The 15018-nt window shown below is 67.8% G+C and carries 14 protein-coding genes and 1 pseudogene; 7 read left to right on the top strand and 8 right to left on the bottom strand.

From position 1 onward, the window contains the following. Positions 1-147: 147 nt before the first annotated feature. From ACZ6N8_RS09125 to ACZ6N8_RS09135, 3 genes and pseudogenes are all read left to right on the top strand, one after another. Positions 148-795 (top strand): annotated as a pseudogene (locus ACZ6N8_RS09125) (tyrosine-type recombinase/integrase); the annotation flags it as partial. Between the two features lie 122 nt (positions 796-917). Next, positions 918-1151 carry a tyrosine-type recombinase/integrase gene (locus ACZ6N8_RS09130; RefSeq protein ID WP_466008744.1) on the top strand — a complete coding sequence of 78 codons (234 nt, stop codon included), beginning with the start codon at positions 918-920 and terminating at the stop codon, positions 1149-1151. A 44-nt stretch (positions 1152-1195) separates the two neighbouring features. Further along, the gene (locus ACZ6N8_RS09135; protein ID WP_466008746.1) at positions 1196-2944 is read left to right on the top strand and encodes a P-loop NTPase family protein; all 1749 of its coding nucleotides are present in this window, start codon (positions 1196-1198) and stop codon (positions 2942-2944) included. A 227-nt stretch (positions 2945-3171) separates the two neighbouring features. Here the strand turns inward: ACZ6N8_RS09135 and ACZ6N8_RS09140 are convergent, their stop codons facing one another. After that, positions 3172-4020 (bottom strand): helix-turn-helix transcriptional regulator, encoded by an 849-nt coding sequence (locus tag ACZ6N8_RS09140; protein WP_466008747.1) that lies wholly within the window; start codon positions 4018-4020, stop codon positions 3172-3174. Positions 4021-4149: 129 nt separating this feature from the next. Here ACZ6N8_RS09140 and ACZ6N8_RS09145 point away from each other — a divergent pair, with 129 nt between their 5' ends. Continuing rightward, positions 4150-5136: an aldo/keto reductase gene (locus ACZ6N8_RS09145; RefSeq protein WP_466008748.1), complete on the top strand. Its 987-nt coding sequence runs from the start codon at positions 4150-4152 to the stop codon at positions 5134-5136. 39 nt (positions 5137-5175) lie between these two features. On the opposite strand, the gene ACZ6N8_RS09150 is transcribed toward ACZ6N8_RS09145, so the two are convergent. Continuing rightward, positions 5176-5877 (bottom strand): TetR/AcrR family transcriptional regulator, encoded by a 702-nt coding sequence (locus ACZ6N8_RS09150; protein WP_466008750.1) that lies wholly within the window; start codon positions 5875-5877, stop codon positions 5176-5178. An 86-nt stretch (positions 5878-5963) separates the two neighbouring features. On the opposite strand from ACZ6N8_RS09150, the gene ACZ6N8_RS09155 reads away from it, so the two are divergent. After that, positions 5964-6854, top strand: coding sequence for an aldo/keto reductase (locus tag ACZ6N8_RS09155; RefSeq protein ID WP_466008752.1), 891 nt, complete (start codon positions 5964-5966; stop codon positions 6852-6854). Between the two features lie 222 nt (positions 6855-7076). Here the strand turns inward: ACZ6N8_RS09155 and ACZ6N8_RS09160 are convergent, their stop codons facing one another. The 5 genes from ACZ6N8_RS09160 to ACZ6N8_RS09180 form a co-directional block, all read right to left on the bottom strand. After that, positions 7077-9872, bottom strand: a complete 2796-nt coding sequence (locus tag ACZ6N8_RS09160) for a TIM-barrel domain-containing protein (protein WP_466008753.1) — start codon at positions 9870-9872, stop codon at positions 7077-7079. A 132-nt stretch (positions 9873-10004) separates the two neighbouring features. Continuing rightward, a complete protein-coding gene (locus ACZ6N8_RS09165; RefSeq protein ID WP_466008755.1) occupies positions 10005-10337 on the bottom strand; it encodes a hypothetical protein in 333 nt (110 codons plus the stop codon). 155 nt (positions 10338-10492) lie between these two features. Beyond that, on the bottom strand, positions 10493-10999 hold the full coding sequence (locus ACZ6N8_RS09170) for a hypothetical protein (protein WP_466008756.1): 507 nt from the start codon (positions 10997-10999) through the stop codon (positions 10493-10495). 11 nt (positions 11000-11010) lie between these two features. Then, a complete protein-coding gene (locus tag ACZ6N8_RS09175) occupies positions 11011-11733 on the bottom strand; it encodes a hypothetical protein (RefSeq protein ID WP_466008758.1) in 723 nt (240 codons plus the stop codon). Positions 11734-11813: 80 nt separating this feature from the next. Beyond that, positions 11814-12734: an expansin EXLX1 family cellulose-binding protein gene (locus ACZ6N8_RS09180; protein WP_466008760.1), complete on the bottom strand. Its 921-nt coding sequence runs from the start codon at positions 12732-12734 to the stop codon at positions 11814-11816. A gap of 141 nt (positions 12735-12875) precedes the next feature. Between ACZ6N8_RS09180 and ACZ6N8_RS09185 the strand changes: the two genes are divergently transcribed. Continuing rightward, positions 12876-13403, top strand: coding sequence for a cupin domain-containing protein (locus ACZ6N8_RS09185; RefSeq protein ID WP_466008761.1), 528 nt, complete (start codon positions 12876-12878; stop codon positions 13401-13403). Between the two features lie 54 nt (positions 13404-13457). Here ACZ6N8_RS09185 and ACZ6N8_RS09190 read toward each other — a convergent pair whose 3' ends face one another. Next, positions 13458-14060 carry a TetR/AcrR family transcriptional regulator gene (locus ACZ6N8_RS09190; RefSeq protein ID WP_466008762.1) on the bottom strand — a complete coding sequence of 201 codons (603 nt, stop codon included), beginning with the start codon at positions 14058-14060 and terminating at the stop codon, positions 13458-13460. Positions 14061-14179: 119 nt separating this feature from the next. Here ACZ6N8_RS09190 and ACZ6N8_RS09195 point away from each other — a divergent pair, with 119 nt between their 5' ends. Then, positions 14180-15013, top strand: a complete 834-nt coding sequence (locus tag ACZ6N8_RS09195) for an SDR family oxidoreductase (protein WP_466008763.1) — start codon at positions 14180-14182, stop codon at positions 15011-15013. Positions 15014-15018 lie beyond the last annotated feature (5 nt).

The following is a 15018-nucleotide window of genomic DNA, read 5'->3' on the forward strand; positions in this document are numbered from 1 at the left end:
CGCTACCGGGTGCGCTACATCGGGCCGGACGGCAAGGAACGCAAGAAGTCGTTCCCGGACCGGGCCAAGCGGGAGGCTGACGCCTTCCTCGTCTCCACCGAGTCAGACAAGCTGCGCGGCACGTACGTCGACCCGCTTGCCGGCCGGATGACCTTCGCCGAGTACGCCGAAAACTGGCTCCGGACGCGCTCGTTCGACGAGTCGACGCGGGAGAGCACCGAGTTCCGGGTACGCAAGCACCTGCTGCCGTTCTTCGGCGCGCAGAAGCTCGCCGAGATCAAGCCGGGCCACATCCGGGAGTGGGACGCGAACATGGTGGGCAAGCTGGCTCCGGCGACCCGGGCGGTGGTCTTCGCCCACCTCCGGACCATCCTTGGCGCGGCCGTCGACGACGAACGGATCGCCAAGAACCCGTGTTCGGCAAAGTCGGTCAAGCCACCGCGACCGGTACAGCGCCGGGTGGTGCCATGGACCTACGACCAGGTTTCGGCAATCCGCGGTGGCCTCGCTCAGCGGTACCGCGCGATGGTCGACCTGGGTGCCGGATGCGGGCTGCGCCAGGGCGAGATCCTGGGGCTCGGTGTCGACGACATCGACCTCGACGCGGGATGGGTGCACGTCTCACGTCAGGTCAAACTCGTCCGCTCTCGGCTCGTCTTCGGGCTGCCCAAAAACGACCGGGACCGCCGGGTGCCGCTGCCGGACTCCGTCGCCCAGGTGCTGCGCCAGCACATCAAGGACTGCGACCCGGTCATGCTCACCCTGCCGTGGGAGAACCCGGCCGACGATGAGCGGGTCACGGTGCCTCTGCTGTTCACCACCACCCGGCGGGGTGCGATCAACCGGCGCACCTCGACAACAAAAGTTGGCGACTGGCTGTCGAGGCGGCCGGCCTCACGCCGACCCGGGCCACCGGGATGCACGCGCTACGCCACTTCTACGCCTCGTCGCTGCTCGACGCGGGGGAGAGCATCAAGGCGCTCGCGTCGTACCTCGGCCACGCCGACCCCGGGTTCACCCTACGGGTCTACACGCACCTGATGCCGGCCAGCGAGGAACGCACCCGACGTGCGATTGATGAACTTTTCGGCTGCGGGAGAGCGGTTGATAGTTTGTCGGCAAACGGACAAAGCTGTAGCCCCGCTGAGTAGATTTTGATCTTCGTCCCAGGTTGCGTGCTGATTAGCATGACTGCATGGCTGGGACTTTGATGTACGAGGTGGGCCTAGCTCACACCTTTCAGCGTCGCTTCGATTCCGATGCTTTAGCAGAGGCTCTCTCCGAATCGCATATTTATGTAATCTCCCGCCGCCCGAAAGTGCGAATTGAAGAGCGGTCGGTCTGGTTCCATCCAGAGCGAATCGAGTTCAGCGTAATTAGTAAGGTTAGCAGCAGGAGTGATTGGACGGCTTACCCGCTCGAAATCGCTGGAAAGGAACTGCGGCAAGCCTGCGACTTTCGGGTCTATCAAGACGGAGCCTACTTCTCGTACCGCATGGGAGGAGTGTTGCTGCATGGAGATTCGTGGGCGCTTGGGGCTCTGTGCAGTAGGGCTCAGAATGAGCTTTCCCATCAAGAGGTGATGTACGTCGGGATGGCTTATGGGAAGGCTGCTTCGTCAAACGCATGGACGCGCACGAGACGTCATGAAAAGTTGCAGAAGATCTACGAGGATCACGTTGATGGCGACTGGGACATTTTTGTTTCCGCTTTCGAAATTATGCGTTGCGATCGAGCAAACGTGGACCATATCGATGATACGGGCGAGGGTAACCCGAAAGGCATAATTGACAAGAAGAACTTATTCTGGGATCGTCCTAACCGTCGCCCGTCTGAGGTTGCAGTGAGGCTTGTCGAGCATAGTCTCATAGCTTACTTCGATCCGCCCTATAACAGTGTGCTGAACGAATGGCGGGCGGGCGATCCAACAGCCGAGATGAAGATGATGCGCGATGCAGGCTTCCGCTTGATTAGAGTGCACCTGCATGGTCGAGGGAGTCTCGTCCGCCTTTTCTCTCGGCGGGTTAACACGGCAACGAGAAGCCACCTTGTATTTCACGACATTCCGCCCTCTCCGAAAAAGTCAGTTGTTCGAGGGATTGGAGCCGAACGGATCAACGAGTGGCGCGCGAGCCTCCTTCGGCTGACAGATGCTGAGGCGATCGTCGCTGAAGGTGAAGTGGCGGATCTTGCCTTACGTTCGTTCGGCCGCCATGCCCCGTCTATTCGAAAGCCTTCCGAGATTGTGTTAGACGGGGAGGCTGTGGAAGTCAGAACCGTCGAGGAGCGGGAAGCCGATTTCCGTTTCCTTGCTAAGATCGACGCTCGCTACGAGGGCCCCAACTATGATCATGAGAAGGGGCGATTCTCCGTTGGCGTTGGCATCGATGGAACCAAAACGTACTGGGACGTTTGGGATGGGAGCGGCAACCCTCGCCATGCTGTGATTATGGGCCCTCCGGGATCTGGAAAGACGAACATTCTTGGAGTGGCCATACTGGGCATCACGGCCTCCGGCCTATTCGTGCCATGGATATCTGATGTCACGGACAGGCATAATATCCTTCGAGTATGGGGGATATTGGCTGACTGGATCGCAGTTGATCCCGACGAGCTCGCCCTGATGGTTGGCGCGGCACTTGCGATCGCAGAGGACAGGCGAGTCAGCGGCGCTTTTAGAGGCGTCTCCCGAGAGACGCCAGCAATCCTGCTGGTGGTGGAAGACCTGCACTTGGTTTTAGATCAGTTACCCCAACTGGTCGCTAAGTTTGAGCGTCTCTCGGAGATCGGGCCGGCTGCTGGTGTGGTTATCGTCGTGACGGTTCCCGATTCCAACATCGCTCGTTTCGGCGGCAGCGAGAAGTTGCGGTCCAACTTGGGAACTGGCTACAGGCAGGTGCTGGGGATTTTTGATGGGGACGATCTTTTTGCAGACTTCGACTGACGGCAGGAGCACGTCGGACGCCCTGGCGACGCCCTGAGCGGGCACCTGGCGAACGAAACGCCTGTTTAGGGCACGTTTCACGTTCATAATCCGGCGTACAGGTCGACTCGTCCGTCGCCCACCAAGCCGCCTGGGACGCCGTGCACCCGGCTCACCTGCTCAAGGCTGCATGGCGAGGGCACCGCATGGCCGTGTTTGTGTAGCTCGGCGGCAGTTTGCGACAGGGGTCAGTGCGGCACGGCGGCCGGGAACTCCTCGACCCCCAGCACGCGCAGCAGCTCAAGCTTCTCCCGGGCCTCGGCGTCGGCCGGGGTCAGTACCAGCAGTTGCTGGCCGAGGTCGGGGGTGACCAGGGTCTCGCAGTCCATCGTGACGCGGCCCACGCGCGGGTGCATGAACGTCTTGCGGTCGGCCCGGCGCACCGCCACCTCGTGCTCGGCCCACAGCCGCCGGAAGTCGTCGCTCGCCGCCCGCAACCGTTCGATCAGGCCGGTCACGGCCGGGTCGCCGGCCCGCCGGCCAGCCACGGCGCGCAGGTCGGCGACCTGCTGGCGGGCGTGGCGTTGCCACTCCTCGGGGCCGTGGAGGTCGCGGATGACCGGGTCGGTGAAGTAGCGATAGGCGACGTAGCGGCGGTCACCGGTCAGCCCGGTGTGGTCGCCGGTGAGCAGGATCGACATGCGGTTCTGCGCCAGGACCTCGCCGAGGTCGGACAGGACCATGGCGGGGGTGTCGCCCACCAGGTCGAGCAGGCGGACCAGGCCGGCCCGGGCCAGGCGGGCGGTGCCGTCGGCGGGCGGCGGCTGGTGGCCGGCCAGGTGGAACAGGTGGCTTCGCTCGTCGTCGGTCAGGCGCAGGGCCCGGGCCAGGGCACCGAGCAGCTGGGTCGACGGCTGGCTGCTGCGGCCCTGCTCAAGACGGACGACGTAGTCGACGGACATGCCCGCGAGCAGGGCGACCTCCTCGCGGCGCAAGCCGGCGGTGCGGCGGCGGGGACCGTCGGCGATGCCGACCTCGGCGGGGCGGATGGCCTCGCGCCGGCGCCGCAGGAAGTCGGCGAGCTGCTCACGCTGCATGCCTCCATGCTGCCCCGGGGACTGGGCACCGAGCCAGGGAGCGGCGCTCCCACGATAAGTGCTCCGCTGCCGGCGGGCCGGAAAGCGGCGCAGCGTGGTGCTGACATCGACCGATGAGGGAGAGTTTCGATGCAGACACGCACTCTGGGCAACACGGGTCCCACGGTTTCCGCGGTGGGGCTGGGGGCGATGAGCATGTCGGGCACGTACGGCCCGGCCGATCGCGAGGAGAGCATCGCCACCGTACGGGCCGCGCTGGACGCGGGGGTCACGCTGGTCGACACCGGTGACTTCTATGGCATGGGGCACAACGAGCTGCTGCTGTCGGAGGCGTTGCGGGGACGCGACCGGGACAGCTACCTGCTGAGTGTGAAGTTCGGGCAGCAGGTGGGGCCGGGCATGCGGTTCGCCGGTCAGGACTCCCGCCCGGCTTCGGTGCGGAACTTCCTGAGCTACTCGCTGACCCGGCTGGGCGTCGACTACGTGGACATCTACCGGCCTGCGCGGTTGGACCGGTCGGTGCCGATCGAGGACACGATCGGCGCGATCAAGGAGATGATCGACGCCGGTTACGTGCGGTACGTGGGGCTCTCCGAGGTTGACGCGGGGACCGTCCGGCGGGCGCACGCCGTACATCCGATCGCTGATCTTCAGATTGAATATTCGCTGCTGTCGCGGGCGGTTGAGGCCGACGTGCTGCCCACGCTGCGGGAGTTGGGCATCGGGCTGACCGCGTACGGGGTGCTGGGCCGTGGCCTGCTCTCGGGAAACTGGGTGCCGGGGCGGGCGGACGATCCGCGTAACCACAGTCCCCGCTTCTCCGCCGAGAACGCGTCGCACAACCTCGCCTTGGTGGAGGCGTTGCGCCGGGTCGCCGACGCGAAGGGGTGCACGGTGGCGCAGTTGGCGATCGCGTGGGTGGCGGCGCAGGACCCGTCCATCGTTCCGCTGGTCGGTGCGCGCACCCGGCAGCGGCTGACCGAGGCGTTGCCGGCGCTGGACGTGGAGCTGTCGGCCGATGATCTCGACCAGATCGAGGCGGCCGTGCCGAAGGGTGCCGCGCGCGGTGACCGTTACCCGGCGGCATTCATGTCGAGCCTCGGCGTCGGCAACTAGGCCGTGTCTGACAAATGGCCTTCGAAGGCCCGGCTCGTCCTAGTGGGCGAGACGCTGGAGCCAGTCCTGCAGGAGTGCGGTCTCGACGGGGCGGAGCGGGACGATAGCTGGATCCGTCCCGCCGAGGGCGGCATCGAGCGCGAGGGCGCGAGCGGCGAGGGTGGAGTCCGGGGCTGGGCTCGTGTCGGTGGTCAGGGCGTCGATGAGTGCTTCTCGCATGCGCGGTGAGACCTCCGGGTCGCGTTCGCTCTCGGGGATGCCGATCAGGGAGAGCGTGGTGCCGGTTACCGCTGCCAGCGTGAGGTGGGCGGCAAGGACGGGCGGCACCCGTAGGCGGCCGTCGGAGGCGGCGCGGCCGAGGAACGTCATGACGAGTTCCTGAGCCTCCCGCGCGGCAGGTGGGCGCCGGCCGGGGCGGTCGGTGCCGTACATCAGCAGGTATAAGGCGGGGTGTTTCAGGCCGAAGTCGACATGCATGTCCCATCCGCGGCGCATGTCGTCGACCGGGTTGCCGCTCGACGACAAGGTGTGCTTCTGCGCCAAGTAGAGGTCGAAGGCGTGGATGGCCAGCGCCGAAAGGAGCCCGTCCTTGTCGCCGAAGAGCTGGTACAAGGAGGCGGCACGGATGCCTGCCGCCGCCGCGACGGCGCGGGTGGAGAGCGCCTGGGCGCCCTTCCGTTCCAAGAGCTCGGCTGCGACTTCCAGGATCTGCCGGCGACTGCGGGTCTTCGCATCATCCACGGTTGCAATGCTACGGCATAAGGCGTATCACTGGTTCGGCCAGTGATACGGGAAATACCGTGGCAGTGATACGGCAGGAGAGATCGATGAATCGTGTGGGATACGGCGCCATGCAGCTTGCGGGCCCTAAGGTCTGGGGATTCCCAGACGATCCGGAGGCGGCGCGGCGGGTGTTGCGCCTGGCTGTCGAGCTGGGGGTGACCTTCTTCGACACCGCGAACGCCTACGGGCCACGAACGGTAAACCAGCTGATCGGGCAGGCGCTGGGACCGATCCCCGAGGGCGTGATCGTGGGCAACAAGGTCGGCGCAGAGCGCGGCCCGGACAAGTCCTGGGTCGTCGACGGTCGCCCCGAGACGGTCCGGCGGCAGGTTCACGAGGCCCTCACCGACATGGGAACGGACGCGAGCGAGCTGACCTACCTCCGACTCGTCGGCGACACCCCCGGCGCGCACCAGGACGTACCGCTGGAGGAGTCGCTCGGCGCACTCGTCCAGCTGCGAGACCAGGGGCTGATCCGCCGCATCGGCCTGTCCGGCGCGTCCCCGCAGGTGCTGGCCCGCGCCCAGCAGATGACCCCCATCGCGGCGGTGCAGAACCGCTTCAACCTGCTTGACCGCAGCGGCGTCCAGGTCCTCGCCGACTGCGAGACCCAGGGCATCCTCTTCGTCCCCTACTTCCCGCTGGCCGCCGGACGGCTCAGCGGCCACCAAGAGCTGACCGGCCCGGCAGAGCGCCTGGGTGCCACACCGGCCCAGATCGCACTGGCCTGGCTGCTGCGCCGTTCGCCCTCCATGCTCGTCATCCCCGGCACGAGCAGTACCGACCACCTGCGGTCCAACATCGCAGCTTCCGAAGTTGCCGAACAATTGACCGACACCGAGGTCGCGCGCCTGACCGGACTCGTCGACGAGTCGCAAGCGGTCCTCGGCCAGTTTACGAGCGCTCCGCCCGATGGGAGGCGGACGGTGACCTGATGCGCCGCAGGTTCACCCTGCGCGGCTCCTGGATGAGCAACGACGAGCCCGTGACCACACTGTGGACCTGGCCCGCCGGCATCGCCGGTCTGAGCGGTATACCTCAGAGTCATATTTATACCTCTGAGGTATACCGCTCGATGTCGCATCCGACCCGACGGGGGCTACCGACGGTCACCGCCGGCTGCGCGCACAGCCCCAGCCAGGTGAGGACCTACTCGTCTAGTGCTTCTTGAACACCGGCATGGTGTCCAGCGTGGTGGTGATGTTCTGCGTGGTGCCGCCCCGGTACGTCTCCCCGGTGAAGATGTCGGTCCAGCTGTTGCCCGGCGGGAACCACACCGACGTCGTGGCGGTGGTGCCCGGCGTCGTCACCGGTGCCACCAGGTAGTCCGGCCCGTAGAGGTACTGCGAGCCGGCGGTGGCGTACGCGGCCTGTTCATTCGGGTACGCCAGGTACATCGACCGGACGATGGGCGTACCCGTGCGGGTTGCCTCCTTGGCGGCGGCGTAGGTGTACGGCTGCAGTTCCTTGCGCAGGTTCAGGAACTTCTTGGCCGACGCGTTGGCTGCCGGGCCGTACTGCCAGGGCAGCCGGTCGCTGTGGTTGGAGTGCAGCCTGTCGATCGGCTGGAACGTGCCGAACTGGACCCACCGAGCGTAGAGGTCGTCGGGCAGCTTGGTGCTGCCCGGTTCGGTGCCCGGCTCCTGGAGGCCGCCGGTGTGTCCGCCGATGTCGTGGCTGACCGCTGCCAGCCCGGTAGCGGCCGACTCACCAGGCGTGTAGCCGACCTCCATCTGCAGGGTCGACCAGTCGGAGGTGGTGTCGCCGGTGAAGTGCAGCGTGGTGCGCTTGTCGGCCCACGGACCGGTCGCCACAGGGGTCGGGCTGCCGTAGCCGCCGGCCTGCAACGACCCGTACGCCCGGGAGAAGGCGAAGCCTGTCTTGTCGGCGTACTGCTTGTTGATCCAGGCGTCCCCGGTGACCCCGGCGAGGGAGGACTTCGTGTTGTCGCAGCACCAATCCAGCCACCAGAGGTCCGGGCCCTTGGTGCCCTTCGGCAGCATCCCGTCGTGTAGTTGCAGGTACGCCTTGAGCTGGTCCGGGTCGCCGAAGTCGAACGTGTAGCAGTCGGGGCCGCCGTTGCAGCCGACGCGCTGGAGCTTGCCCTTGGCGGTGGCCTGCGTCTGCGCGAACTTCGGGTCCGAGCCGAGGATGCTCGGGTGGATGTTGATGCCGGTGTGCAGACCCTGCTTCCTGGCCCAGTCGAAGAACGCCTTCGGGTCGGGGATGCGGGTGGGGTCGATGCTCCAGCCGTTCCACTTGTCCGGCGCCTTGATGTCCGTGTCAAGAACAAGAACGTCCATGGGTACGCCTTCGGCCTTGGCCCGGGCCACCAGGGCCTGGAACTCGGCGGCGGTGCGGTCGTAGTACTCGGAGTACCACACGCCGTACGCCCACTTGGGTAGCAGCTTCGTGGGCCCGGTCAGGGTCGACAGGTCCTTCAGACCCCGGGTGAAGTCCTGCCCGTACGCGAAGACGTAGCCGTCCTGCTCAGGGGCGGGCCGGGGCTTGGTGGTGCTCAGGGCCGAGGCCGAGTCGTCGAGCAGGTACCAGCCGTCCTGGTAGAGCAGGCCCGGTGCGGTGAGTGCGGAACCGGTCACGCCGTCCAGACCTCGGCGGTAGCCGCCGAGGGGCGCGTGCGGGGCGAGCAGCGGGGAGGCCTTGCTCGTGACGGCGACCGTGTCGACGTTGACGTTGCAGCTGGCGTCAGTGGGGCACCCCAGCGTCACGGTGTTGGTGCCACTGTCGAGGTGGACCGGCACGGAGACGGTGTTCCAGTAGTCCCACCCGCTGGTCGGCGGAAGGGTCGCCGTGACCGGCGCCGCGGTTCCCGCGGTGACCGACATGGTGCGCGTCTGGATCGGTTGGGAACCGGCCCGACCGTTGGCGTACCGGATCTGCACCTGGTAGTCACCCGCGGCCGGAACATCTGTCACGGTGAGCGCCACGGCGGAGGTGGTGCTCTCCAGGCCGGCAAGGAATCCCGTACCGGAAGCGCCATTGTGGTCGTTGGCGGGTTTCGCGCCGCCGGTAAGCGCGCCGGTCTCGGCCTCACCCAGGGTGCCGAACCGGAGGGGCTGCGGCTGGGGCGTGGCCGGCGCGGGGAACGCGTCACCCGGGTTGACCACGGCGAGGCTGTCGATGTTCACGTTGCCGGAGTCGTCGGGACCTCGCACGACGCTGATCTCGTGCCGGCCCGGGGTGAGGTCGACAGGCGCGGTGGCCAGGCCCCAGGTGTCCCAGTTCGCGGTGGGTGGCAGCGTCAGCGTGCGGCCGGCGTCGCCGTCGATCCGGACCGTCAGGGTGCGGGCCACGTTCTGTCCGTCGCCGCCTGTGCTGTTGGCGTAGCGGACGCTGAGCTGCTTCGTGCCGCCCGTCGGGGCGTCGAGCGCGAACGTGACCGAGTCACCTGGCGAGGCGAAACCGGCCGCGAAGCCGCGCCCGGTGAATCCCCGGTGGTCGGTGGCCACGCCGGGGCCGTTCAACCGCAGCGACTCGGCCTCGCAGAGCGCGCCGAACGCGCAGGCCGGGGCGGTGTGGCCGGCCCAGGGTCGGCCCTGCACGACCTGCTTGCCGGCCTTGAGCTGAACTGTGAGGTTGTCGGAGGTGAACGCGCCCGAGCCGACCCGGTACCGCACCGTCATCGCGCCGGTGTCGATGGTGAGCCAGCCGTGGTCGATGCGCTTGGTGAAGCGGGTACGGGGAAAGTCGTCGCGCCCGACGGCGTTGAACGTGGCGGCGTCGGTGAACCTGCCGTCCTGCTGGTACTCGGTGCGGATCAGGGTCGGGGACAGCACCTCGAAACGGGCGTCACCCGACCGTACGGCGTTGTCCTGCGCCCGGTGGCGGCTGGCCTGTGCCGGCCCGGCCGGGGCGAGCGCCAGCCCGGTGACGAGAATGCCGACCGCGGCGGCTGCTGTCGCGCGGCGGCGCTGTGAGTTCCGATAGAGCAAGATGCGCTCCTCGTCTCATATGGAGGTATTGAGTCGATGACAACGCTGTCACTCGTGGGAAACGACTGTCAACGGGCCTCCGACGGTGTCCCTTCTCTCTTTCCCGCAGAGGGCGGAGGCGCGGCGGTGCTGCTACCAGAGGTGCGCGCGTTCGTCGATGAACCGTGGTGGCTCGCCGAGGAAGGTGTCGGCCGGAACCGCGCCATGCGCCAGGTTGAGCGTGTCCAGACGGTAGAAGGTCTCTCCGCCGTTGATCCCGGCGAGGCGGTAGTTGATCTGCCAGCGCAGCCATTCGCCACGCGCCAGTCGTACCGTGGGTGGCCGACGGTGACGGCGCGGCATCCCCCAGGCCGTCGCGATCAGTTCCACCTGAAGCTGACCGTCCACTGGCCGGAGACGCACCTCGCTCCGCTGCGACACGCGTTGCAGGCCATCGCGAGGCTCGAAGCAGTCGGCCTCCGCCATCTCGATCTCCTGGGCGAACGGCGCTGTCCGTGCCGGCAGGGCGAACGATACCGGTACGGCGTTACGACGGGCTGCCTGGGCTCCGCCGCGCGACCGCTTGGTCCACGACGTACGCACCCACTGGACCACAGCATCCACTCGGCGATAGTCGGCGGCTACCTGTCCTGACGCAACAGGGATTCGGCGTCCCAGCGTTTCCACACGACGGGCTTCTCACTCGGGGCGGGCCAGATCTGCACCCGCAGCCGCTCCATCGTTTCCGGGGCTTCGTCGGAGTCGACCCCCAGGCCCTCCGCCTCGGCGAGATTGCTGCTCGCTGCCCGGACACGAACGGGCCCCACCGGCACCTGGAGCCTCGCGGCATCCGGCTCGTAGTCGGTGCAACCCATGATCACGATGCGGCCCGACCGGACCTGCATGCTCCCCTCGACGACGTGGTCGTAGTCGGCGAGGTCGTCGACGGGCGGACCGTCCAACACGTCGACTCTCACCGCCACCGTGACGTTGACCGACGTGCCGACGGCCATCGCGTCGTCGACCACGGCCAGCCGGTCGACAACCGCCTGATCGGTCCATGCCCCGCTCAGGCCGCCCGTTGATCCCTCGTCGCTCAGGTGGATCTGGTGGTAGTCCGCGAAGAGTTCCACGTCCAAGGAATCCACGCCACGCTCCTTCAGTAGCGTCGTCGCCGAGGCTGGTGGACCGATATCGGCTTCAGGTCTTCGTGGCCGAGTCGGTCCGCGATGGCCTGGGCCTGAACGTCCGGGTCGGTGTCGTCGACCGGGAATGTCACGACGTAGCTGCCAGGTAGGGCATAGCGCTGACCGCTCAGGTCGCGGGCGTGGTAGCTGATCTCGACCACGTCCGGACGATCCTCGGGAGCGCGGATCGCCAGGTAGCTGCGGATCCAGGCTCCGCCGTCCTGGTCCCACCCCTCACGCCACAGCGTGGCCTGAAGGTTCTCGGCAACCAACCGCGCTGGCCACCTCCGAACAGTGCGCTCCGCCGCCCGGGCCAACTCCTCCGCGTACGCGCGCGAGTCGAACCGGAACGTGCCCAGCCCGAGCTCCGGCCCTTCCTTGTGCACCCTTTCGATGACTGTCAGACGCCACCATTCCCAGATCACGTCTGAGCCGGCCTGACGGACGTGGACCGTCAGCCGGTCCTCGCCCATGTCGGATCCGCCTACCGCGGCCTCTCGGGCTTCCGGTGCGGCGGCAAACCCGCCCGGTCCCAGTACCGATGAGGGCGTGAATCCCGCTACCGGCTGTCCGGAGAAGCCGTCGGCCGGGTACGCCGTCGCAACGACATCGATTCCGTTGACGAGGATCCGCATGCGGTGTGCCGTGAACTCGGCGGGGAACAGCAGCGGCTCCAGCCTCAGGACGTCGACCACCGGGGGAGTGTAGCCAGCGCGGACCGTGGGCAGCCGCCCCTTATTGCGGTGCCGCTGGCCAGTCGGTTTCGGTCAGGCGGTCAGCAGTGGGGGTGGTCGAGTGGAGCAGCCGCGCCGGCGAGCGCTTCGACTGTCGCCGTTGGCGCGACCGACTCCGTAGGCGTCGGTGTGGGCGCGATGGTCGGGCTCGGCGGGGCGGAGGGCGAGCTGCTGGGCGTGGGGGATGCGCTGGCGAGGGTGGCCGTGCTGCGTTGCACCTGATTGGTGACCATGCGGATGCCGGTGGCGGTCGCCTGACGTCCGTACACGTCGGTGACCCTGATGTTGTACGGCCCGGCGCCGAGCCCGCCCTCGATGGTCCAGTGGTTGTCGCTCTGCCGGGCGGCCTTGCGGAAGCCACCGCCCGGCCCCTTCGCCTCGACCGAGCGGAGTGGATTGCCGTGGTTGCCGACCTGCACCGCGAACCAGTACTTCGAGGCGCCGCCCTTCATCCGGAAGGTGAGGCCGCCGTCGAGTGGCGGGTTCACCACCGCCCGGTACGTCACTGACGCGATGCCCTCGGACCGGTCGGCGATCCTGCTGAACGCCTCGGTGGAGAGGTCGATCTTGCTGGTTCCGCAGCCGCCGCACCGGTCCATCACCATGACCCGGACCGTGCCCTTCGGGCCGCTCACCTCCAGGTAGCTGCCGCAGGCCGCCGATCCGGAGTACGGGGCGGAACCGAGGGCCACGTAGAGCCGGTCCGCCGGCGGGCCCGGGAAGGAGCAGTTGCCGCCCGAACGGCCGGCTTCGTAGAAGCTGGCCTCCACCTTGTGGACGGCGTTGCCGGTCGGCGGCGCGGCGCAGGCCGGGGTGGCGCCGCCGCGTACGGCGAGGGTGATGCCGAGGACGGCGGCCAGGGCGGTGACTCCGGCGCCGGCCGACCAGTGCCGGACCCGCCTGCTCGACCGAGGCGTGCTGGCCGGGGTGTCGGTGTCGGGGGCCGGGCCTGGTGCCGTCACGACGGCTGATGTTGCCGCAGCACCTCGCAGCAACGCAACAACGCCCACGCGGACCGCTCCGGTCAGTCCGGTTGCGGTACCTCGCCGTAACGGAGTCCCTAGGATGCGAGTCATGACTGCAGCGCCAGGGGGACAAGCAGCATGACCGACTTCAACAGCGCCGCCGCTGGCATCCCGGACGACGACCCGACGCGAAGTCTGACGGTGGTCAACCCTGACGACCCCGCGACCACCCACATCTCCCTCGCCGGGGGCACCTACACCATCCTGATCAGCGGCGAGCAGACAAACGGGCAGTACTGCCTCATCGACATGCTGGTGCCCGACGGCGGCGGCCCGCCGCCACACCGGCACGACTTCGAGGAGATGTTCACAATCCTCGAGGGAGAGATCGAGTTCACTTTCCGCGACGAGAAGCGCACCGTGCGGGCCGGGTCAACAGTGAACATCCCGGCCAACGCCCCGCACAATTTCCGCAACGTCTCCGGCGCTCCCGCGCACATGCTGTGCATGTGCACCCCAGCGGCTCAGGACGAATACTTCATGCGCGTCGGCGACGAGGTCGCGAGCAGGGACGCGCCGCCGCCGCAGCTCACCGACGGGGAGAAAGCGGAGCGCCGGCAGCGCGCAGCCGAGCTGGCTCCCGTGTACCGCACCGAAATGCTCTGACAGTTCGGCGAGTGCCGGCCCGGCGGCTGCGGCCTGCCGGGTCGGCCGGGCTGGTCACCCGGCAGATCGGCCGGGGCGCAGTCCGTTGAGGGCGGTGCCGACGACGAGGTCGGCGTACTCGGCGGTGAGCGGCCCGCTGCGCTGCAGCCAGCGGCTGAACAACGGACCCCAGATCAGGTCCACCGCCACGTCGAGGTCGACGTCGTCGGCGATCTGACCCGCCCGCTGGGCGCTGCGCAGGCGCTGCCGTTTGGCCTCCTTCAACGGTCCGTCCAGCCGTTCGGCGTACGCCGCTGCCAGCTCGGGGTCGAGCGCGATCTCGGTGGCCAGCGCGCGCATCGGTTGCTCGTACCGGGGGTCGTTCATCTCCTCGACTGTGGCGCGCAGCACCACTGTCAGGTCCGCCGCCAGGTCGCCGGTGTCCGGCAGCGTCGGCGGCCCGCCCTCGGTGGCCTCGCTGAGCACGAGGAAGGCGTCGAAGATGACAGCGCCCTTCGACGGCCACCAGCGGTAGATGGTCTGTTTGCCGACGCCGGCCCGCGCGGCGATGCCCTCGATGCTGAGCTTCGCGTACCCGACGTCCTGAAGCAGGTCGAAGGCCGCGGTGAGGATGGCGCGTCGGGAGGTCTCGCTCCGGCGGGCCGTGCTGGGGCTCATGGGCAGAACGCTACCAGCGTGCGAGACGAACCGTATCGTCTTGACCGCGACGGTGTCGCGGACCTAGCCTCGGTGGATCGCGAGACGGACCGTCTCGTCTTGAAACGGTTGGAGAACACATGCGTACCTGGTTCATCACCGGTGCCAGCCGCGGCCTGGGCCGCGCCTTCGCCGACGCCGCACTCGACCGGGGTGACCGGGTGGTCGCCGCAGCCCGGACCATCGCCCAGGCCGACTTCGATGAGAAGTACGCCGACCAGTTGCTGACCCTGACCCTCGACGTGACCGACCGGGCGGCCGTCATCGCCGCAGTTGACACCGCCGTCGAGCACTTCGGCCGGCTCGACATCGTCGTCAACAACGCCGGCACCCTCTCCATGGGCATGATCGAAGAGTTCACCGAGGCCGAGGCACGCGCCCAGTTCGAGGTCAACCTCTTCGGCGCGCTCTGGGTCAGTCAAGCCGTGCTGCCGCACCTGCGCGCCCAACGCTCCGGCCACATCGTGCAGGTCTCCAGCATCGCCGCGCTCGGCGGCTTCCCGAGCACCGGCCTGTACAGCGCGAGCAAGTTCGCCCTGGAAGGCATGAGCGAGGCGCTGGCGATGGAGGCGGCGGCCTTCGACATCACTGTCAGCATGGTGCAGCCGGGCGGATACTGGACCGACCTCTACACCAGCATGCGCGCCACGGCACCGATGGACGCGTACGCGCCACTGCGCGCCGAACTGGAGCGGCAGTGGGCGGAGGGTTCCATCGACAGCGAACCCCGGCTGGCCGCCGAGGCGCTGCTGCGACTGGTCGACAGCGACGACCCGCCGCTGCGGCTCCTGCTCGGGAGCATGGTGTACGACCTGGCGTTCGACATCGCGCGCCGACGGATGGACACCTGGGCGGGCTGGGAGCAGGTCAGCCGCGCCGCCGAGCATGCCGTCTCAGCCCCGGGACGCTCGTGACCGGC

The sequence above is a fragment of the Micromonospora sp. NPDC047521 genome (genome assembly GCF_055587305.1).